20 protein-coding genes are annotated in these 21,374 nt (G+C 31.6%); 19 read left to right on the plus strand and 1 reads right to left on the minus strand.

The features are described 5' to 3' along the window. Nucleotides 1-61: 61 nt before the first annotated feature. Nucleotides 62-1,399, minus strand: coding sequence for an MATE family efflux transporter (locus tag RIN63_RS05045; RefSeq protein ID WP_310443600.1), 1,338 nt, complete (start codon nt 1,397-1,399; stop codon nt 62-64). Nucleotides 1,400-1,716: 317 nt separating this feature from the next. Between RIN63_RS05045 and RIN63_RS05050 the strand changes: the two genes are divergently transcribed. The 19 genes from RIN63_RS05050 to RIN63_RS05140 all read left to right on the plus strand — a co-directional run bounded on the left by RIN63_RS05050 (nt 1,717) and on the right by RIN63_RS05140 (nt 21,362). Continuing rightward, a complete protein-coding gene (locus tag RIN63_RS05050; protein WP_310443601.1) occupies nt 1,717-2,184 on the plus strand; it encodes a flavodoxin domain-containing protein in 468 nt (155 codons plus the stop codon). A gap of 159 nt (nt 2,185-2,343) precedes the next feature. Beyond that, nucleotides 2,344-2,499, plus strand: a complete 156-nt coding sequence (locus RIN63_RS05055; RefSeq protein WP_310443602.1) for a hypothetical protein — start codon at nt 2,344-2,346, stop codon at nt 2,497-2,499. Beyond that, complete coding sequence (locus RIN63_RS05060) at nt 2,496-3,197, plus strand: hypothetical protein (protein ID WP_310443603.1); 702 nt, start codon at nt 2,496-2,498, stop codon at nt 3,195-3,197. The genes RIN63_RS05055 and RIN63_RS05060 overlap by 4 nt, the downstream gene beginning before the upstream one ends. A gap of 201 nt (nt 3,198-3,398) precedes the next feature. Beyond that, nucleotides 3,399-4,355, plus strand: coding sequence for a UV DNA damage repair endonuclease UvsE (gene uvsE, locus RIN63_RS05065; RefSeq protein WP_310443604.1), 957 nt, complete (start codon nt 3,399-3,401; stop codon nt 4,353-4,355). A gap of 188 nt (nt 4,356-4,543) precedes the next feature. Next, nucleotides 4,544-5,077 carry an RNA 2',3'-cyclic phosphodiesterase gene (gene thpR / locus RIN63_RS05070; RefSeq protein WP_310443605.1) on the plus strand — a complete coding sequence of 178 codons (534 nt, stop codon included), beginning with the start codon at nt 4,544-4,546 and terminating at the stop codon, nt 5,075-5,077. A 152-nt stretch (nt 5,078-5,229) separates the two neighbouring features. Then, entirely contained in the window at nt 5,230-6,108 is an 879-nt protein-coding gene (locus tag RIN63_RS05075) for a pirin family protein (protein ID WP_310443606.1), read from the plus strand. Between the two features lie 62 nt (nt 6,109-6,170). Next, nucleotides 6,171-7,784, plus strand: a complete 1,614-nt coding sequence (locus RIN63_RS05080; RefSeq protein ID WP_310443607.1) for a potassium/proton antiporter — start codon at nt 6,171-6,173, stop codon at nt 7,782-7,784. 197 nt (nt 7,785-7,981) lie between these two features. Continuing rightward, a complete protein-coding gene (locus RIN63_RS05085; protein ID WP_310443608.1) occupies nt 7,982-8,815 on the plus strand; it encodes a glycoside hydrolase family 16 protein in 834 nt (277 codons plus the stop codon). 111 nt (nt 8,816-8,926) lie between these two features. Further along, nucleotides 8,927-10,102 carry a glycosyltransferase family 2 protein gene (locus tag RIN63_RS05090; protein WP_310443609.1) on the plus strand — a complete coding sequence of 392 codons (1,176 nt, stop codon included), beginning with the start codon at nt 8,927-8,929 and terminating at the stop codon, nt 10,100-10,102. Between the two features lie 18 nt (nt 10,103-10,120). Beyond that, nucleotides 10,121-10,819, plus strand: coding sequence for a polyphosphate polymerase domain-containing protein (locus RIN63_RS05095; RefSeq protein ID WP_310443610.1), 699 nt, complete (start codon nt 10,121-10,123; stop codon nt 10,817-10,819). Between the two features lie 14 nt (nt 10,820-10,833). After that, a complete protein-coding gene (locus RIN63_RS05100) occupies nt 10,834-11,499 on the plus strand; it encodes a DUF4956 domain-containing protein (protein ID WP_310443611.1) in 666 nt (221 codons plus the stop codon). 23 nt (nt 11,500-11,522) lie between these two features. After that, on the plus strand, nt 11,523-13,931 hold the full coding sequence (locus tag RIN63_RS05105; protein ID WP_310443612.1) for a CotH kinase family protein: 2,409 nt from the start codon (nt 11,523-11,525) through the stop codon (nt 13,929-13,931). Nucleotides 13,932-13,950: 19 nt separating this feature from the next. Next, the gene (locus tag RIN63_RS05110; RefSeq protein WP_310443613.1) at nt 13,951-14,775 is read left to right on the plus strand and encodes a polysaccharide deacetylase family protein; all 825 of its coding nucleotides are present in this window, start codon (nt 13,951-13,953) and stop codon (nt 14,773-14,775) included. Nucleotides 14,776-14,856: 81 nt separating this feature from the next. Further along, nucleotides 14,857-15,582: a hypothetical protein gene (locus RIN63_RS05115; protein WP_310443614.1), complete on the plus strand. Its 726-nt coding sequence runs from the start codon at nt 14,857-14,859 to the stop codon at nt 15,580-15,582. A 261-nt stretch (nt 15,583-15,843) separates the two neighbouring features. Continuing rightward, nucleotides 15,844-17,538, plus strand: coding sequence for a DUF4932 domain-containing protein (locus RIN63_RS05120; RefSeq protein ID WP_310443615.1), 1,695 nt, complete (start codon nt 15,844-15,846; stop codon nt 17,536-17,538). 213 nt (nt 17,539-17,751) lie between these two features. Then, complete coding sequence (locus RIN63_RS05125) at nt 17,752-18,636, plus strand: radical SAM protein (RefSeq protein WP_310443616.1); 885 nt, start codon at nt 17,752-17,754, stop codon at nt 18,634-18,636. Nucleotides 18,637-18,640: 4 nt separating this feature from the next. Beyond that, nucleotides 18,641-19,210 (plus strand): class I SAM-dependent methyltransferase, encoded by a 570-nt coding sequence (locus tag RIN63_RS05130; RefSeq protein WP_310443617.1) that lies wholly within the window; start codon nt 18,641-18,643, stop codon nt 19,208-19,210. Next, complete coding sequence (locus tag RIN63_RS05135; protein ID WP_310443618.1) at nt 19,203-20,066, plus strand: class I SAM-dependent methyltransferase; 864 nt, start codon at nt 19,203-19,205, stop codon at nt 20,064-20,066. The genes RIN63_RS05130 and RIN63_RS05135 overlap by 8 nt, the downstream gene beginning before the upstream one ends. A 21-nt stretch (nt 20,067-20,087) precedes the next feature. Continuing rightward, nucleotides 20,088-21,362 (plus strand): radical SAM protein, encoded by a 1,275-nt coding sequence (locus tag RIN63_RS05140; protein ID WP_310443619.1) that lies wholly within the window; start codon nt 20,088-20,090, stop codon nt 21,360-21,362. The last annotated feature ends 12 nt before the right edge of the window (nt 21,363-21,374 follow it).

Below are 21,374 nucleotides of genomic sequence, written 5' to 3' on the forward strand. Positions count from 1 at the left end.
TTAAGTTCAAAAGCGAAATCTTATCAGGTAAGCTGTCATTCCTAAAATGCAAAAAGGAAGTTTAAAAAACTTCCTTTTTTACATTAAACTCCGTTAACAAATTCGTTTTCTTATAATATACAATAAATGCAGCTGAGCTAATTAACCAAGTAAGAGGATATGCCCAGAAAACTACCCTTATATCTGGTATTATTTTTACCATTACAGTTATATAGGTTATTCTGATAAGACACCAGCTTACTAACATAACAATCATCGGTATTTTAGTTTTTCCAGCTCCACGAAGTATACCAGATAAACAATGTGAAAGTGCTAGTAAGAAGTAGAAAAGGCATATAATCCTTGCTCTCATAACTCCCTGTTCAATAACTGCTGGATCTGAATTAAAGAAACTTATTAGTTTTGGTGCCAAGAACCATATTATTACACCAATTATTTGTGCCAAGGAACAACCAGCTATCAATCCAAAACGGGCACCTTCTTTTACTCGGTCATATTTTTTAGCACCGATATTCTGGCCGATGAAGGTTGTAAGAGCGATACTAAAACTTGTAATTGGTAAAAATGCAAATCCTTCAAGTTTTGTATAACTACCGCTACCAGCCATAGCAATAGATCCGAATTGATTAATATTTGATTGGACTATAACATTAGCAAATGCAACTACGGAGTTTTGAACACCCGTAGGTAAACCCATTTTCATTAAGCTTTTTAGCATTTCACCATCAATCTTTATTTTCTTTATATATAATTTGTAATCACCATCTACTTTGGTAAGTTTAGTAAAGCCCAGTATTGCACTGACAAATTGAGATATGACTGTAGCAACAGCTACACCACCTACACCAAAGTTAAATACAGCTACAAACAATATATCTAATACTACATTTATAATTGATGCTATAATCAGATAGTAGAGAGGCCGTTTACTATCGCCAACTGCCTGAAATATGCCCATACAAGCATTATACATAACAATGCCTATTCCGCCAGTAAAATACAATCTTAAATATGTAACTGAATCTGCAAAGACATCATCTGGTGTACCCATTAACTTTAATAACCATGGGGTAAATACAACTCCAATTACTGTTACTATTGCTCCAGCTATAAATGCAAATGCAATAGTGGTATGAACAGCTATGGATAGACTTTTTTGGTTTTTTGCCCCATAATAGCGGGCGATTATTACACCTGCCCCTACGAATATTCCACCAATTAAACCTATAATTAAGTGAATTAAACTGCCAGTGGAGCTAACTGCAGCAAGAGCTTCCTTACCTAATACATTACCAACTACAAGGGAATCTACTACATTATAAAGCTGCTGAAATAGATTACCTAATAAGATTGGAAATGCAAATAATATTATTGATTTTGAAATTTTTCCTTCTGTCAAAGTTATCCCTTCTTGTCATTTTATTTATACATATATTATCATAGATTAAAGGAGTAAAATATGCAAGTTTAAGAATTTAATGGACTGTTCATTGTATTATTAATTAAAGAGTGTTACACTGATTTAAATGCGACAAATGCTCTATTTAAAACTGCAAAATCAAATGCAAAAGGACGCAGAACTGAGGGAGGATTTGTTACTTATGCAAGTGCCAATGGAATTGTTATGTGGCTAGTAGAACTTTCGCAGTTAAGCTTAAGGTGTTTTAATGGCAGCAGTGCCTGATGAATTTAAATTTTTAGTTAGGAGATGCATATATGAAGGTCTTAATTTTATATTTCTCAGAGTATAGAAAGCAAACTGAAAAAATCGCAAATATATTTGCTAAAAATATTGATTGTGACTTAATTAATATAAAGGATTTTAAAGATATTAATATAGAAAGTTACGACCTTATTGGATTTGGTTCCGGAGTATATAGAGAGAGTACGCATCAGAAATTATATAGATTGGTAGAAAAATTAGACTTAGAGAGAAAGTATACTTTTGTGTTTTCTACCAGTGGAGTTGGAATGAAGTTCTATAACAATGGTCTAATTAAACTTATAGAATCTATAGGAGGGATCAATAAAGGAAGTTTTGCCTGTAAAGGTAGCTTCTCTCCAAGTGAGTTTACTGATAAAAAGATATTCAATTTTATGGGAAGATTATCCCAGGGACATCCTAACGAAAAAGACTTAATAAAAGCAGAAATATTTATAAGAGAGCTAATAGCATCTCTTTAAATTTTGCTGTTTCGGAAAACCAATTAAGATAATAAGTTAATAAGACATGAGCAAGATATGGTTATTAATACCAGTATCTTGCTACCGCACACCTCTGGATAGGTTATAATAAAAATAAGGTAATGTAAATTATTAGTAGAAAAAGGAGAGAGAGTTTATATGATAAATAATCAAAAAGGCATAGCAAAGGCTTTTCTTCAAGGGGTTGTAACGGATAAAGTTCGTGAAGTTTATGATTTATATACATCACCCAATTTTAAACATCATAATGGATTTTATAGTGGTGATAGAGAATCTAGGAGGATTAGTAAATGAATGAAATTAGGATTTCGAGCATTAAGATTTCTAATATTGATATGGAAAAGTGTTATTTTAATCCAGGATGTGCATTAAGTATTTACAAACCTGAATCTGAACATAATATATTAAATATGCTTAATAAATACTTTGGACCGGTGAAGCTTCACAACATTTGCTGCCGCCATGATCCACAACTACCTCATGGCTCTACTATTATTAATAATTGTGCAGGCTGTGATAGAAGATTTCGTTCCATATATGAAGGAATACAAACAATTTCTTTATGGGAAGTATTGGACAGCATCGAAAATCTCGCTTTGCCGGATCATACCGGGCTGACAGTTTCGGTGCAGGACTCTTGTTCATACCGACCCAAGCCACAGGTTCATGAAGCAGTCAGAAGCATTTTGCAGAAAATGAAGATAGAAATTATTGACTCTAAATTTAGTGGGACAAAATCAATATGCTGTGGTGATAATTTTTATCCAAAGCTGCCAATCGAAAAAGTCACAGAACTACAGAAAAAGCGTGCCTCCCAGATGCCTTGTCAGGATGTGGTGGTCTATTGCGTTTCCTGCATTAAATCCATGGCTATCGGCGGAAAAACTCCGCATCACATGGTGGATCTTGTTTTGAATGAAGAAACTGAACCCCAGGAGACAAAAATTGATGTGTACCATGATGCGTTGAATCTATACATTAATATGCACTAATTAAATAATAATAAAATAACCGATATAAACCCTCTTAAAGACCTTAGCCAATTAGAATCATTACTACTTAATGAAAATCATATACTTGATTATAGTCCTGTAGGGGAGTATTATCCAAAGCTTCATAATAAAGATTTTTAATAATACTAACATATCAAAAAATACACATACTATACCCATAATCAAAAGGTGGTGTCTTTTATGATAGTTAGGCTAGGCTATGTTGCCATTGCACTGGGGCTTCCTAAAGTTACATCCTCTAGTAATGTAACATATACATATTATCAGAAGTTATTCAGTGAAGAAGAAAAGATATCAAAGCTTAAACGGGTTACCTATTCAAATATTTTAGCTTTAAAAGATATCCTAGAATATAATGTAAAGAATAATATTCATTTTTATAGAATTACCTCTGCCCTTGTACCATTAGCAACTCATCCAGAAGTAAATTGGGATTATAGAAGATATTTTGAAATTGATTTTCAAATAATCGGAGATTTTATTAAAAAAAACAACATGAGAGTTGACACTCATCCAGACCAATTTAATGTAATAAATAGTGTGGATAAAAGGATAGTTGAAAACACAAAAAACAATCTATGGTTTCACGCAAATCTCTTTAAGGATATAGATTATCCTTTAGGTAAAATGGTACTTCATGTGGGAAGTGGAGCTGGTGGTAAAGATGAATCCTTAGAAAGATTTAAGAAAAATTTCAATACTTATCCAAGGGAAATTACATCTAAAATAATCTTAGAAAATGATGATAAAACTTTTACTGCTAAAGAGACTCTTGAATTATGTAAGAATTTAAGTATCCCAATGGTCTTAGATGCTCACCATCATCTTTGCAATAATGAAGGTGAAGATGTTAAGGAACTATTAGGTGAAATATTTCTTACATGGAGTAAGGAAAAACTTCCACCAAAACTACACTTTTCAAGTCCTAAGGATACTCCTACTGATAGAAGACATGCAGATTTTATTAACCCAAATGAATTTATTGATTTTATAGAGACCTGTAGGGATTTTAATACAGATATAGATATAATGATTGAAGCCAAGATGAAAGATTTAGCCCTCTTCGATCTTGTAAAATCTATTAAGGATATTAGAAAGGACTTTGAATGGATTGATACTTCTACATTTAAAGTATAATGTAAAAGGCCTAAATTAACTTAAGTTAGTTAGGTCTTTTCTATAATCAAAACTAATCTATATATATATGTTTAATAATGGAGGTTTGAAAGGACATCTAAATCCGATTATAAGAATAATTTCTGGGGAATATAAGTAGTACTTAAGAGAACTACAAATTTATTTAATAAAATAATAGGAGTGATAATTTGAGATTGTTTATAGCTATTGACTTTGATGAGTATGTTAAAAATAATATTAATAATATAATGGAAAGCATTAAGAAATATGCTAAACAGGGAAGATTTGTAAGTACAGATCATATGCATTTGACATTGGAGTTCCTAGGAGAGATATCTGAGGAAAGAGTACAGGATATTATATCTGCAATGAAACTTTTAAACGCTGCTCCGTTTACTCTTTCTTTGTCTGATTTAGGATACTTTAAGCGTAATGATGGGAATATTTACTGGTTTGGGATTACTGAGAATAAAGATTTAATGGATATACAAGAAGAACTTCATAATCTACTACAGGAAAGAAGATTTAAACTAGAAGAAAGAGACTATAAACCACATCTTACTATTGGGAGAAAAGTTAAATTGATAAATACCTTTAATTCAGATGAGCTAAAGGAATCAATTAGTAAAATTCAATTTGAAGTGAATTCAATAGATTTAATGGAAAGTGAAAACATTAACGGAAAGCTAGTTCATACAACACTTTTTTCTAAAACCTTGTGATTAGCTTTATATTTTCTGTCACATTAACCAAAAATATATGTTTGAATTGTTTATTAAAAGATTATTCAAACTTGATTATAAGAATTATTTAAGGGTAAGTTAATAGATGGGAGAATTTTTGATTTATTTTATAAAAGAACAGGAGTGTCTATATGCCAGTATTGAGAGAAATTGAAACAATTTTTGAAGGGTCTCGTACCCATTGGGTAGGAAGTGGATTTAAGGTTAGTAATTACTTCCCTTCAGGTAAAAATTTACTTGAGAGATTTTCTCCATTTATACTAATGGATTATAATATACCTATAGAATTTCCGCCTAGCAAAACACCAAAGGGAATAGGACCACACCCTCACAGAGGCTTTGAAACTGTAACTTTTGCTTTTGAAGGTGCTGTTGAACATCATGATAATAAGGGTAATCATGGGGTTATATATCCCGGAGATGTACAGTGGATGACTGCAGGATCTGGAATACTCCATAAGGAGTATCATGAAGAGCAATTCCGTTTGAAAGGCGGTATTTTCCATGTAATTCAGTTATGGGTAAATCTTCCGAAAAAATATAAAATGGTTGAACCAAGATATCAAGCAATAACCAAGGAAGATATGGGGAAAATAGTTTTACCAGATGAAAAAGGAAATGTTATAATTGTTGCAGGAACATTTAATGGAGTAGAAGGGCCAGCAAAGACATTTTCACCAATGAATATTTATACTGTAGAAATTACCAACAATACTTATGTAAAAATAAATGAACCAAGTAATTTTAACATGGGGATTTTAGTACTTGATGGTGAGATAAAGATAAATAAAGAATTGTGTAAGGCAAAGGATTTTATTCTATTTAAGAATGAAGATGGGGATGTAAATATTGAAGGAATAAGTGAAAATGCTAAGGTATTCATTTTAAGTGGCGAGCCAATTAATGAACCTATTGCTGCTGGTGGTCCTTTTGTAATGAATACGAAGGAAGAATTGAGTATGGCAAACGAAGACTTTAATAATGGAAAATTTGGCACATCTGACTTTTAATTAAATTTCATTGCAATATAAGAAAATATTTTAATATTAAGTCTCATATGAAAGGAGAATATATGAATTATTTAATTGTAGGAATTATTTTAATACTTGCGCTTTTTGCCATCCGTTTTTCCAACAAGCACGGGATACCTGCGTTATTATTATTTATTGTACTAGGTATGGCATTTGGTGCACTAGGATTTGACTTTGAGGATTTCAAATTTGCGGATAACTTTGCTACAGTTTCACTTATGGTCATCATGTTTTACGGCGGCTTTGGTACTAACTGGAATATGGCCAAACCAGTTGCAAAAGAAGCAATTATACTTAGTTCTTTAGGCGTTGTGGGCACTGCTTTATTGACAGGCTTATTTTGTCATCTCATTCTAGGTTTTGAATTATTAGAAGGTATGCTCATTGGTTCTATTGTCGGTTCCACTGACTTTGCAAGTGTATCGAATATTTTACGTTCGAAAAACTTGAACTTGAAATACAATACTGCATCATTACTTGAACTAGAAAGTGGCTCAAATGACCCGACTGCATATACAATGACCATGGTATTTTTATCCGTAATTGCAGGCACGAAAGTATCTATACCAATTCTGATTTTATCTCAGGTAGCCCTTGGAATTATCATGGGTTTTGTCTTCGCTTTTATTATTGGAAAATTACTTAAAAATCATAGATTCAAAGCAGATGGTATTTATTCAGTCTTTATGGCTTCTGTCGTGCTTATTACTTATGCTTCGACAAATCTTTTCGGTGGTAATGGCTATTTGGCCCTATATATCCTAGGTATTTATCTTGGAAATATGGAGTTTCGAGGTAAGCGTGATATTGTGTTTTTCTTTGACGGGCTTACTGAGATCATGCAGATTGGGCTGTTTTTCATCTTGGGTTTATTGTCCAACTTTACAAAATTCTTAGGAACATTTCCAATAGCACTTGCTATTATGTTATTTATGACTATCATTGCACGGCCAGCAACGGTTTATGGACTTATGTTGCCATTTCGTCTCAAAGGCAATCAATTAAAAATGATTTCACTGGCTGGTATTCGTGGTGCTGCAGCCATTGCTTTTGCCATCATGGCCGTAAATAGTGATGCCATAATCTCAGTTGATATTTACCATATAGTATTCGGTATCTGTGTACTTTCCTCACTGGCTCAAGGTTCCTTAATGCCACCTGCAGCAAAACGATGGGATATGCTAGATCCCAATGATACAGTCTTGCAGACCTTCAACTACTATCAAAACAAAGCGGAAATTGGCTTCTTGGAAACAAGAATTCATCCTAATAGTAGCTTAATAGGTACTCAGATAAAGGATTTGAACTTAACTTTTGATTTTATCGTTGCGAAAATCGAACGCGATGGCAAAACCATTGTTCCAAGAGGACAAATAACCATAGAAGAAAATGACCTAATTATCTTAGGCGGTGAAATACACTTTGATGAGAGTGGGCAAGATCTAACTGAGTTTACCATTCCAAGTGGTCATGAATGGGAGAACCAATACATCAAAGACTTAGAATTACCACCTGACCATCTTATCATCATGGTGCAACGTAAAGGTAGTGACATCATTGTTCCAATTGGTGATACATTACTCTTAGAAGATGATAAAGTCATCATGATTAAGGCTGAGAATGCCCTTGAATTTCCAAGGGTTGACAAAATGTAGGGAGAAGCCCTAAGGTTTTATATATAAAAAGCCTTGCACACAAAGTGCAGGGCTTTTTTAGTGCAAAAAAACAAAGGTACAAATTTTTAAATTGAATCATAAAATTAAGATACCCTCAATAAGATATATAATCAAGATCCTAAAGCTAAGTATATTTAAGCTTTAAATCTTTATGAAAAAGTAAAAGGGGTACCTTTATGTTTAGGAAATATATTAAAACTACTTTAATATCTTTATTGTTAGTGGTTATCTTACTTGTACTTATGAAAGAGTTTAAAAATAGTATACAACAAATTAGAGTGATAGATAAAGAAAATCAAAATGAAGAGATTATAACAAAGGTACAGAAACCGAATATAGATTTGCCTGAAATATTCGTTGATGAGACTGAACATATAGATAAAGATAAGATAGAAAGTTGGATAGCTATTGATAGAGAAGAAAAATACAATAATGAACTGCAGTCATATAGCAAAGATAATGTATTTTTTGACAAAGATATCATAGTTATTAGCTCAACAAAAGAAAATAGAGAAGTAGAAATATATACTTCAGGACTAGTAGAAAGTACAGAGTCATTTAAATATGGCCGCTTTGAGTTTGATATTGTGATTTCTAAGGGGAGGGGGATATTTCCAGCAATCTGGCTCTTGCCCATAAATGGAGAGGCACTTCCGGAAATAGATATCTTTGAGATGATAGGAAGTGAACCAGATATATTTTATGGTGTAGTTCACTTTGAAGAAAATGGTATTCAAAGAAGAGATTATTTTGTACATAGGGTAATAGAAAAACAGCAATACTCTGTGGCCTTAGAGTGGGAAGCTGAGTCCCTAACATGGTATATAGATGAGGAGGAACTATATACTACAAGCTTGGGGGTACCACAGGAATATATGTATTTAATAATAAATCAAGCTATTGGAGGAAATTGGCCAGGAAGTCCTGATGGAGATACTATATTTCCTAATGAATTCAAGATTCTTTCTACCTCTATTGAACCAGTGTTTAGGAAAGGTAGGAATTTATAAATGTTATTCTTTCTAATTCTTTTTTTAAGTACATTTTTCTCTATATACCATTTGATAAGCTCTTGCAGACTGAGAGATAAGGGTATTCTATACAAAGTGCCTCAAAAAGGGATGTCTATCTTAGTGCCATGCTATAATGAGGCACTAATACTTAAACATACAATACAAGGCTTGTTTAATATTGAGTATGATAACTTTGAGGTAATATTTATAAATGATGGGTCAATAGACAATACTCTGGAAATTCTTAATGAGATATTAGATTTAGAACAATTAGAAGTTAGTACTTTGTCTTTATTTCCAGATGAAGTAAAAGGCATATATAAATCTAATAGGTATTCATTTATTTCTGTAATAGACAAATATAATAGCGGAAAAGCAAATAGTATAAATATTGGAGCTCTGCATTCAAAACATGAACTGATAGTGACAATGGATGGTGATTGTGTTCTTGAGAAAGATGCCTTAGAGAGTATGAACAGGACATTTCATGATGAAGATATTATCGCATCAGGGGGAGTAGTTCATATTATGCAAATGTTTAAATTGGATGGGAAGCAGAAACTAATTGTTTTAATGCAAGCACTAGACTATATTAAGGGATTTTATATCTACAAGGCGTCACTGGCTTATAATGATGCTTTAAGTATAATTTCAGGAGCCTTTGGTGTATTTACAAAAAGTATCCTGATGGAAATTGGTGGATTTAAGGTAGGTTTAGGTGAAGATATTGATATAACTATACGCTTCCAAGAATATGCAAGAAACCACAATAAAAAAGTAGTCTTTGATAGAAATGCAATTTGCTATACAGAATGCCCTGAAAGTCTAAAGGGATTAATAAGTCAACGGATTCGATGGCAAAAAGGTTTTATTGATGCTATTTTAAATAATAGTAGATTCTTATTTAAAAATGTTTTTAGGAGCAATGTATGTTTCTATATGATCATAGATGCTTTACTAAGCAACTCCTTTGCCACTATTGTGTTTTTAATTAATGGCATCTTAGTATTAATGAAAGTTTTATATGCTTATCCTCTGAAGACATATATTTATATATTGACCACAATAGTATTCAATATTATTGCTTCAATTATAGCTATTAAAGAGGCTAAAAAAAATGTACCACATATGAAAACAAGATCACTTTATTTTATGATTATTTTTGATATGTTATTTTTTCAGTTTTTAAGAATTTACTTTTTTATAAAGGGAGCTGTTACTTATTATTTTGATAATAAGCATTGGCATAAGGTAGATAGGACTAATAATGATTATAATGTATAATTCGATGGGGGATTCAATTTGAAGGAGCAAACTAATAAATACAGACATGAGATAAAGTATTTTATTAGCAAAAGACAGGCAGCTGAGTTAAGAATATTTTTGAAGAAGAATATGTGTATAGATTCCAACGCAGATATAGCAGGCTCATATTGGATTAGAAGCTTATATTTTGATACTGTAGGAAATAGAGATTACTACGAGAAAACCATGGGATACAACATTAGAAAAAAAATAAGACTTCGTATATATGATATATCAACAACATATGTAAAGCTAGAATTGAAGAATAAATCTGATAACTATGTTTTAAAGGAAACCGTTACTATATCTCGGGAAGATGCTAATAAACTCATAAAAGGAGATAGCAACCCCTTGCTTAACTACAATCAAAAGGTTGCTAATAAGATTTTTGTTTTTATGCATCATGAAATCTATCAACCAAAGGTTATTATAGATTATGAAAGAGAAGCATATGTATATGATATTCAAAACATTAGGGTGACCTTAGATAAAAATATACATGCTTCTTTTAGTTCGTGGGATTTATTTAAAGATGGTTTGTCCATGGTACCAGTATTTAATGATGATATTTATGTATTAGAAATAAAGTACAATTTTATGTTGCCTATTTTTTTGAGGAGAGCATTATCTAATTTTACTACTCAGAAATCACAAATAAGCAAATATTGTATGGGAAGAAATATTCTAGGTATATAAAGGGGGATAAGCTAATGAGTCAAGAAATCCTGTTTAACATAATTGGAGGTATGGACACTTTTAGTATTGAGAGGATTGTTTTTAATATAATAATGGCAACATTACTAGGGTTATTCATCTACTTTGTCTACAAGAAAACCTTTTCAGGTGTTATTTATTCCCAAAGTTTCAACATTACAATAGTTATGGTATGTGTTATTATAGCTATTATTATGATGTTAATTGGAAAAAATATTGCTCTTTCCCTTGGACTAGTAGGGTCCCTTTCTATTATTCGTTTTCGTACTGTGATTAAAGACCCCAGAGATATGGGTTTTTTATTTTGGGGAATTGCTGTAGGCTTGGCTGCAGGTACAGGAGAGTTCTTGATTGCCATTATTGGTAGTATTGTTATTGCATTAGTGTTATTTATTTTCAGCAAGCTTATATACATAGATTATTGCTACTTACTTGTACTACGGGGAGTTGAAATAGAATCCAAAATAATATCAGATGTTCTAAGGGAATATAAAATTCCATATAAGATGCGTATGAAAACTACCAATAGAGATTTTACTGAGGTTACTTATGAAATTACTTTAAAATCTGTAAAAGAAGACTTTTTAGTCAAGACTTTTAGATCAATTGATGGTATTGAAGAAGTTCATATTGTCTCATATGATGGCGAAGTAACTGGATAGACTTAGATGAGAAGGTGATAACAATGTCTTGGAAGTTAAGATATGTATTTGTTGCTTTATGCATAGGAGTAGTATTGTATTTAGGGTTTAAAAGAGACATGTTAGTAGGATTTAATCAAGAATATATAGATTATCAGTTAGTTATAAATGAGGTAATGACAAACAATCGTAATAGCATAAGGGATGGTGAAGGGGATTTTGAGGATTGGATTGAGATCTATAATGGGGGAAAAGCATCTGTGAATTTGCAGAACTTTGGATTATCTAATGAGCCAAGACAGCCTTTTTTATGGACATTTCCTAATGTGGTAATAGAACCAGAATCATTCTGCATTGTATGGATATCAGGCAAAAATAAAGGGACTTCTGATACTGAACTACATGCAAGTTTTAAACTTAAAAGCAAAGATAAAGCAATAATTCTTACTGCACCTAATAATGATTGGAAAGATATTTTTGTACTAGGAACTATGGGAGAGAACATTTCTTATGGGAGAGTTCATGATGGAGGTTGTAGTTTATATGGCTTTGATGAGGGAACTCCAAGTAAATCTAATGATATGGAGACTTTGACAGAAGGGCCTAATACAAAAAGATTAAGTAGTCCGACTTTCTCTCATAGTGATGGATTTTACACGAAAGGATTTAGCTTAACTCTAAGCAAATATGACGAGGATACAGAAATTTATTATACATTAGATGGATCTATTCCAACAAAAAAGTCAATAAAGTATACTGAGTCAATACTAATTCCAGAGAAAACTAATGCTGCTACTGTAGTTCGAGTTAGAGCATATAAGGAAGGTTATCCTAAAAGTAAAGTGCTTACACAGAGTTACTTCGTGGAAAAAAACATATATAAGAACTATAATGTGCCAGTTATCTCTTTGGTAATAGATCCAGATAATTTATTCGATTACGAAAAGGGTATTTATATTGCTGGAAAGATTTTTGATGAATGGATAATAAATAATCCTAATAGTGAAATAACTAGAGATACACCTGCTAATTACAATCAAAAGGGAAAGAATTGGGAGAGAGAAGCTAGCGTAGAACTCATTGAGCCTGATGGAGTAGTGGGTTTAACTCAAAAGATAGGTATTAGTATTCATGGTGGAACATCTAGAGCTGCTGAATTAAAAACATTATCACTAAAACCTAGTAAAGACTATGATGATAAAGATTACTTTGACTATGATTTTTTTAATGGCAAGACAAAAAGCCTTGTAAATAATAAAGAAATAAATCAATTTTCTCGTATATTGCTTAGAGCTTCAGCCACAGATAGAAGATATTCTCTATTTCGAGATGCCCTTATTCAAAGTTTAATAGAGACACCTATCCCTTTGGATACACAGAGTTCGAAAGCCAGTATATTATATATAAATGGAGAGTACTATGGGATTCATAATATTAGAGAAGCCTATGATTCAAACTATTTAAGTCACTATTATCATATGGATCCAGAGGATGTAGTTATAATAAAAAACCCAACGGGGTATCCAGAAGTTGAAATTCAAGAAGGATATGCTGGTGATGAAATGGATTATAATCAAATAATTAAATATATAAAAGAACATGGAGTAACAAGTGAGAAGGACTATGAGTATATTAAGACCAAAATGGATGTTGATAATTTTATAGAATATAATGTATTACAAATTTACTGTGATAATGATGACTGGCCAGGAAATAATGTTCGGATATGGCGTAAAAGAACACAAACCTATAAATCCAATGTACCCTATGGTCATGATGGACGATGGCGATGGTTGACATTTGATTTAGATCATGGATTTGGTTTATATCAAGGTGAAATTGCAGCTAGAAATAACTCAATAAAAAGAGCAACCGAGGAAAATGGACCAATTTGGCCAAATCCTCCATGGTCTACTTTTCTGTTAAGATCATTGCTTGAGAATGATGAGTTTAAAAGTCAATTTATCAATATCTTTGCAGATAGATTGAATACTATTTATTCCCCAGAAGTTGTAGTAGATAAAATTGAAACTATGGAAGACATCTATTATCCTAATATAGAAAGTCATATAATGAGATGGAACCTCCATGGCAAAAATGTTGAGAACTGGAAAAATGAAGTTGAAGTTATGAAGAAGTTTGCATTAGGTAGACCCTCATACATTTATCAGCATATATTAGATTATTTTGGTTTAACTGGTACAGCTACTATTAGAGTTGAGACAAAAGAGGGGGGAAAAGTAAGGATTAATTCTGTAGATATATTAGGTAAAAGTACTATTTGGAAAGGTACTTATTTCACAGATGTTCCAATAACAGTGCAAGCTATACCAAGTCCTGGTTTTGTATTTGTAGGTTGGGATGGTGTAGTTCAGTCAGAGGAAAAGACTGTTGAAATATATCTAGAGCAGGACTCATACTTAAAAGCAGATTTTAAGAAAGTCAAAAAATAATTTGTTGCAATAGTGGAGGATGATCAAAATTAAGATAAAAATAAAAATTGTCCTATTATCTTTTATCGTTGCTATACTCATGTATCCGAGAACTATTACATTTTTGATAAATAGTATTAAGGATTTTTATATTGCAAGGAATCTAAGCTTAAATGCCATACAAAGCCATAGTCCTACCATTGATACAGATAAAACTAGAATACTTTTTATATTTGATGATGGTTGGAAGAGTGTATATTCAGAGGCTTATGATGTTATGAAAGAATATGGTTATAAAGGAAGTGTATGCATAATTCCTTCACTAACTGTTGAAAAAGAGTATATATCTTATAGAGAACTTGCTGAATTATATTTAGATGGGTGGGATCTACTAAATCATTCTTATTCTCATAAAGTCAATTTATATCAGAATACTGACGAACTTCTTTCAGATTTCAATAGGGCAAGACGGTGGATGGATAATAGATATCTTGCGAAATCTAGTGATATGGTGGTAATGCCCTATGGAGAAGTTAACCCATACTTAATTAATCAACTGAAAAATGAGGGATATAGAAATATTAGAACATCAAATAATATTATTATATTAGATGGTCTTGATACTTCTTATTTTCCAATTAAGGCAATAAATTTGCTAACTGATATGACTGAATATGAAGTTATATCTCAACTCAAGAAAACCCTTAATGAATCTAAAACAGTCCTTTTAATACTGCATAAAATTGGAGATGAAGATGATGAATTTGGCATGACATACAGTAATGATAAGCTTAAACAGATTATTAAGTTTATTAATGAGCATAATAATGATTTTGAAGTAATAACCTATTCTCAATTATTTTAATTTAACTCATATAATTTATGATATTCCAAATTACTTAAACTCCAACTAAATATAACTCAAGGCCAACCGTGCGTTCTAGTAGTGGATTATAGTACTGTAACTAATGGTAAAATATTACCATTTGCAAATGAACTTGATTTAGCAGCCTCAAATTTGGACCCAGATCCCGGTGAAAACCAGAGATTTTGTTATAATATAACTGGTGTGGGTGAAGATAATAGCGACTTTGCTGATTTAAGTCACTTTGTATTCAGCATTTGTGAAGACATTACAGAAGATCAGCTTGAAAATGTAACTGTAACTATTGATGGAGTCCCACAAACTGTAATAATTGGTGATAATGTAGAAATATTTAACCCACCTGATGTAGACCCGCCTACAGGATGTTCTGGACTTAAGTTTGACTTTGGATTAGATAAAGTAGAAGGTGAAATGACTGTATGCTATGAATTAAATGTGGTTTATCCCATAGGTCCTACTGAACTTTGCTTATTTGGAGCTAGCGAAACAAGAAGAGGTTTAAGTATTTGTGGACCAGTATGTAATGGAGAACCTGTTGAAGAAACATGTCCTGCTACTACATTTGTTCGTATATCAGCAGAAATTTGTGGAGAACCGGAACTGACACCAACACCTTGTGGCACATATATTCTAACTCAGGATTTATGTGTTAAAGTTGCATTAGAAATTGATATAAACTCTGCCAGTAGCAACAAATATCCTCATCCTAATACCTCACAGGCTCAACCAAGGTATCGCAATGTAGGGATACCAAATGTTATAATGGGCAACAACCGTTCTTTCTAAAGAGAAGACTATAGTTTGTCCATTAAAAAAGCAGCTAGAAACCTAACTAGAAGTTTCTAGCTGCTTGCCTTGTTTTTAATGTCTTAAGAAATATCAAAAATAGGACTTTTGTTCTGTAAAAGATTGATAAATCATAAATTAATATATTGTAAACAATAATAATAGAAGGTATGATTGATATGAAAGAAGGTAAAACTTGTAATTAAATTGGAAAATCATAATTGCTTTAAAAAGCAATAATAGGAAGGAATGATTATTATTATGAAAAGAAAAGTGTTTTTACTATCTTCATGCATTATTTTATTACTTTTAATTTACATAGTTTCTGCTAATGTTAACAAAGAGGAGGATGTCTTTAAGAAATCGGACCAATTTCATAGTTTCAATTTAGTTGAAGCTGTGAGTCAAAACTTAGGAACACTTAATATTACTGTTGACCCGAGGATTGAGTTGCTTACCGTAGTGCAGCAGCAAGCTAAATATGATGTATTAACACGATTTGATTTTGATTATAAGGATAAAATGAAAGAGCATTTTAAAAAATATAAGAATCACAAGGCTGTAAAAACCTTTCATAAATTAAGTAAAAAAGGATTCAGTTATGATGCACCACCAAACCTTATGTTGAATCTTTCGAGTAATCTAAACTTAAAGGAAAACAATATATTACCAAAGGATTTGACTGGTAGAATATCAGGAGAGAATGAAGTATTTAAATTTATTGATGAATTAAGAGATTTTACTGTGAAATCTGATTTTAATAAATACTATGAACAGAATATTCCTTTTTATCAGGCCATGATTGATAATGTATACAAGGACATTAAGGACATGGAATTAATTGAGAAACTAGATGATTACTATGGTATGGGAGTAAACTCCTATAACTTGATCTTAGCACCTATGCTTCATGCAGGAGGTTATGGTCCTAGAGTAGAGGCGGAAAATGGACTATACGATGTCTATGGTATAATCGGTCCCCAAAGCATAATGGAAGACATTAATAGGAAAATAGTTCCGGTTTACTCAAGTGAAACTATTCGCTATATTGTATGGCATGAGTTTAGTCATTCCTTTATTAATCCTATTACTGAAAATCATATCGATGAGATTAATAAATATAATAATTTGTATTCAAAGATAAAAAATCAGATGAGTTCTCAGGCGTATCCGAGTTGGGAAATTTCTGTAAACGAACATATTATAAGAGCAATTACTGCAAGATTAGTGTATCTAGATCAAGGGCAGTCAGCATATGATGCAATAATCGCAAATGAAATAACAAATGGTTTTTACTATGTCCCTGCACTGTGTGAAAGCTTTGCACTCTACGAGATAAGTCGAGATGATTATCCTACTTTGGAAAGCTATTATCCAGAAATTATTAAGGTTTTTAAAGAGCTATCTGAACAAAATCTAGATGATGATTTCTTCAAAATGGATTTTTTAGGACCAATTAATGCCGCCTTTATTAATAAAGACTCTATGAAAGTAGCAATAATAGTCTCAACACAGGAGGAAGATGCAAAAATTCAGGAGGGTATTTATTCCTATGTGGAAAAAATAAAAAGTAAGTTCTTTCCTAAAGCTGAAATAATAAATGATACTGATGCTGTTACCCTTGATCTTAGTGACTATATAATTCTTGCATATGGCACAATGGAGGGCAACTTGTGGCTAGAAGAACATAAGGATATATTCCCCTTTAAAGTTGAGGAAGATAAGATAATTGCAGACAAAACCTATGAGGACACTGGTATGATAATGATTAGCGCAATGCCAAATCCTCAGAACTATAAGAATCCTTTATTAATTTATACTGCCCAAGATGCAAAGGACATCATAGATATCAACAGTATTTTCCATGGACCAACTGATTATATAGTTGCGAAGGATGGAGAAGAATTGCATTCTGGATTTTATAATAAGGATAAAGAAACTTGGAGCTTTCAGTAGTTAGGCAATAAGAGATTAATCCAAATAAAAACAATACCTGTAGACTTGATACAGGTATTGTTTTTATTCCATTAGATATAAACATTAATAATGTGTAAGTTTATTTGATAGAATCTATGTGATATAATATGGACAATTAGAAATTTGTAGTAGGGTGGAAAGAGACTAGATTAAGAAATAGAATTAACCCTTTTTCTGAGAGGAGGAAAAATAGTGCATGAGGTCATAGCAAAAGGATTATTATCAGCTAAAAACGGAATGAATATATATCGAGGATGCTCTCATGGATGTATTTATTGTGATTCTAGGAGTCGATGTTATCAAATCAATCATGATTTTGAAGATATCGAAGTAAAGAAAAATGCACCAGAATTACTAGAACAAGCCCTTCGAAAAAAGCGAAAAAAGTGTATGATAGGTACAGGTGCAATGACTGATCCATATATACCATTAGAATTACAACTTAATCATACAAGAAAATGTTTAGAAATAATAAATTCATATGGATTTGGATTAGCAATTCAGACGAAATCAAACATGATTCTAAGAGATTTAGACTTATTAAAAAGCATCAATAAAAAATCAAAATGTGTTGTACAAATGACCTTAACAACATACGATGAAGATTTGTGTAAAATCCTAGAACCTAATGTATCAACTACTAGAGAAAGATTTGAAGTATTGAAGATTATGAGAGATAATAATATACCTACAGTGGTTTGGATATGTCCAATTTTACCATATATAAATGACACTGAGGACAATATAAAGGGACTTTTAAGCTATTGCATAGAAGCGAAGGTAAAGGGAATTATTTGCTTTGGTATGGGGTTGACTTTGAGAGACGGCAACAGGGAGTTTTATTATAAAAATCTAGATATTCATTTTCCTGGACTAAAAGAAAGATATATAAGAGAATATGGAAATAGTTATGAGGTAGGTAGTCCAAATAATAATTACTTAATGGAATTAGTAAAGAATGCCTGCAAGGAAAATAATATTCTATTTGGACCCAACAAGGTTTTTGAATACATGCATACTTTTGAAGAAAAACAGTATGAGCAACTGAGCTTTTCATTTCTCAATCTGAAGGAGTGATGTATTGAAAAAATTTGATAGGGTATATAAACATTATGATAATTTCATAAAGCTATTTAATTTAAATAAGATGGATGAAATAAAAGATGTCTTGGAATTACAGGGAGAAGAAATAGTTTTGGATATAGGAGGAGGAACAGGCAAATTAGCAGAATATATTTGTAAAGACTGCAAGATTGTATATGTACTAGATGAGAGCAAAGGAATGCTTACAAAGGTTGAGGCAAATACAAGAGTAGCTCCTGTCTTGGGAGATGCATTAAATACAAACTTTGAAAATAATAGCATGGATATAGTTATATTATCTGATATATTGCATCATATAGAGAATCAGCAAAGACTTATAGAAGAAATCCATAGAGTACTTAAGAAAAACGGGAAATTAATTATATTAGATTTTGAAAAAAACCATATAAAAACTAAAATACTAAAAGCTTTTGAATTTACTTTGTTTGGGAGGCTATATTTTAGGACTAGCAAAGATGTGATTAATCTTATAAGTGGCAAGTTCACAATCACAAAATTCATTGATAAAAAGTATTTTTTTATTATTAGGGGAGAAAAAAATGCTTAAAAAAATACTGTTTTATATTAAATTGGGTCTCAAACTTATGAAAAAAGATGTCATAGATAAAGAAAACTATAGAGATGAATACAACAAGGTTTCAAATACATATATTAAGTGGATTGAGGAAATGGGTAAATTTACTGATATGATAATAAAACTTGAAGAGATGGAAAGAGAGGAAGAATTAAAGATATTAGATTTTGCTTGTGGAACAGGCTATATTAGCAAAAACCTTTTGAAGAAAAATATAGATTGCCAAATAACAGCGGTGGATTACTCTGACAAAATGCTTGATCAACTGAGGATACTAAAAGATAATAGAATTAATATTGTTAATTGTGATGGAGTTGAATTTTTAAAGAATACAGAAGAAAAATACGATATGATATTTTTTGGATGGGCACTTTCATATTTTAACTACAAAGAACTATTTAAGCTTTTTAAAAGAGTACTAAATGACGAAGGAATAATATGTATAATAACAAATGTTCAAGGAACTCTTTCTGGGATAGAAGATATATTCTTAAAGGTAATGCAGGACAACCAAGATAAAGTTATTAGACCTATGGGCATTAGATTAAATTTACCATATGGAAAAGAAGGTCTAATTAAGTGGTTTAATAGATATGGATTCGAAGGAGTAGAGGTAGAAGAAGAGGAGGTATTACTTTCTTTTCATGAACCAGGGCAGCTTTTAGACTGGTTAAATAAAACTGGTGCAGCAGCAGGAACTGCATGTATATTTAACGATTATGACTTAATAAAAGACAAGTTAATTAAAGAGATTAAAGAGAAAAAATATAGAGATGGTAAGTATGAAGTTAATCATAAATTTGCATATGGGATATTTAAGCTAAGATAGTTCATGAAAGGGGAAATGAGAGTGCATTTAAATAATTTAAAAGTTTTGACGAAGATGTCCTTTGATAGGGCTGTCATTGATTCTCTATACAAGATGTATAATATTTTCAAAGAAGATAGTAATTTCAATATACATAAATATATTAAATTAATTTCAAGTATGTTAAGGGGAGAGAAAATAGTAAACTTTGAGGATAAATATATAATAAGTGCTTTCCTACCTCCATTTCCTTCAAGAGCATTTTATACAAATATAATGGCTGTTGAGAAAGCAGAAAACATATTTACTCAACAAATACAGGCAAAGAGATCTGCTCCCATTTCTATGTATCTAAGCTTAACAAATAAATGTCCTAATAACTGTGTTTATTGTAGTGCTAAAAACAGAATAGATGAAAAGGATTTAACTACGGAAGAATGGATTAATATTATTAATGATATCCAAGACATGAAAACTCCTATTATAGGCCTCACTGGAGGAGAGCCTATGGTAAGAGAAGATATATTTGATATAGTAGGTGCTATAGATGATAGAAGTATATCTACTTTATTTACTAGTGGATATAATTTGACATTTGATAAGGCTAAGGAATTAAAAGATAGAGGATTATTTAGTATTGGAATAAGCCTTGATTCATATGATAAGGAAAAGCATAATCATAATAGAAATAGCCCCAAGGCACATGATTTTGCTCTAAATGCTATTGAAAATTCAAGAAAAGTAGGTCTTTATACTCTAGCACAAACAGTTGTCCTAAAAGAAGAAATAGACCAAGAGGAACTCTTTAAATTATTTAAATTAGCGAAAGAAAGTGGTGCTCATGAAGTAAAAATATTAGAGCCTATTTTAAGTGGAAAGCTTCTAACTGAAAAAGATTTGAGTAAAGTGCTATATAGCACTGAAGATAGAAAAAGATTAATAGATATACAGCATAAAGCCAATAAAAAGAGTGATCTCCCTAAGATTACAACCTTTGCATATACAGAAAGCGAAGAGAAATACGGTTGTGGTGCTGGGGCACAACACTCATATATTAGTGCTTCTGGGCAGCTATATCCATGTGATTTTGTACCAATGAATTTTGGATACATAGGTGAAAAAAGAATAAATGAATTATGGAAAGAAATGAATGAAATAATAGGAATGCCAAAGATCGGATGTTTTGCTCAAAAAGTAAATGCAGAAGTCTATAGTAAGGCAGGAGGAGAGCTACCATTGTGTAAGGAAGAATCTATAGCCATCTGCAAAAAATGCAAATCAAATAAATTACCTGAGTATTATAGGAATCTTCAATAGATATATTCGAAA

It is taken from the genome of Tissierella sp., from assembly GCF_031460495.1.
Lineage (GTDB): Bacteria > Bacillota > Clostridia > Tissierellales > Tissierellaceae > JAVKTS01.

Bases quoted from the DNA above. Each gene is read 5' to 3' on its own strand.
- RIN63_RS05050 (WP_310443601.1), top strand. From the start codon at position 1,717: ATGAAGGTCTTAATTTTATATTTCTCAGAGTATAGAAAGCAAACTGAA.
- uvsE (WP_310443604.1), top strand. From the start codon at position 3,399: ATGATAGTTAGGCTAGGCTATGTTGCCATTGCACTGGGGCTTCCTAAA.
- RIN63_RS05075 (WP_310443606.1), top strand. From the start codon at position 5,230: ATGCCAGTATTGAGAGAAATTGAAACAATTTTTGAAGGGTCTCGTACC.
- RIN63_RS05055 (WP_310443602.1), top strand. From the start codon at position 2,344: ATGATAAATAATCAAAAAGGCATAGCAAAGGCTTTTCTTCAAGGGGTT.
- RIN63_RS05080 (WP_310443607.1), top strand. From the start codon at position 6,171: ATGAATTATTTAATTGTAGGAATTATTTTAATACTTGCGCTTTTTGCC.
- RIN63_RS05060 (WP_310443603.1), top strand. From the start codon at position 2,496: ATGAATGAAATTAGGATTTCGAGCATTAAGATTTCTAATATTGATATG.
- RIN63_RS05090 (WP_310443609.1), top strand. From the start codon at position 8,927: ATGTCTATCTTAGTGCCATGCTATAATGAGGCACTAATACTTAAACAT.
- RIN63_RS05135 (WP_310443618.1), top strand. From the start codon at position 19,203: ATGCTTAAAAAAATACTGTTTTATATTAAATTGGGTCTCAAACTTATG.
- RIN63_RS05085 (WP_310443608.1), top strand. From the start codon at position 7,982: ATGTTTAGGAAATATATTAAAACTACTTTAATATCTTTATTGTTAGTG.
- RIN63_RS05100 (WP_310443611.1), top strand. From the start codon at position 10,834: ATGAGTCAAGAAATCCTGTTTAACATAATTGGAGGTATGGACACTTTT.
- RIN63_RS05120 (WP_310443615.1), top strand. From the start codon at position 15,844: ATGAAAAGAAAAGTGTTTTTACTATCTTCATGCATTATTTTATTACTT.
- RIN63_RS05105 (WP_310443612.1), top strand. From the start codon at position 11,523: ATGTCTTGGAAGTTAAGATATGTATTTGTTGCTTTATGCATAGGAGTA.
- RIN63_RS05110 (WP_310443613.1), top strand. From the start codon at position 13,951: ATGATCAAAATTAAGATAAAAATAAAAATTGTCCTATTATCTTTTATC.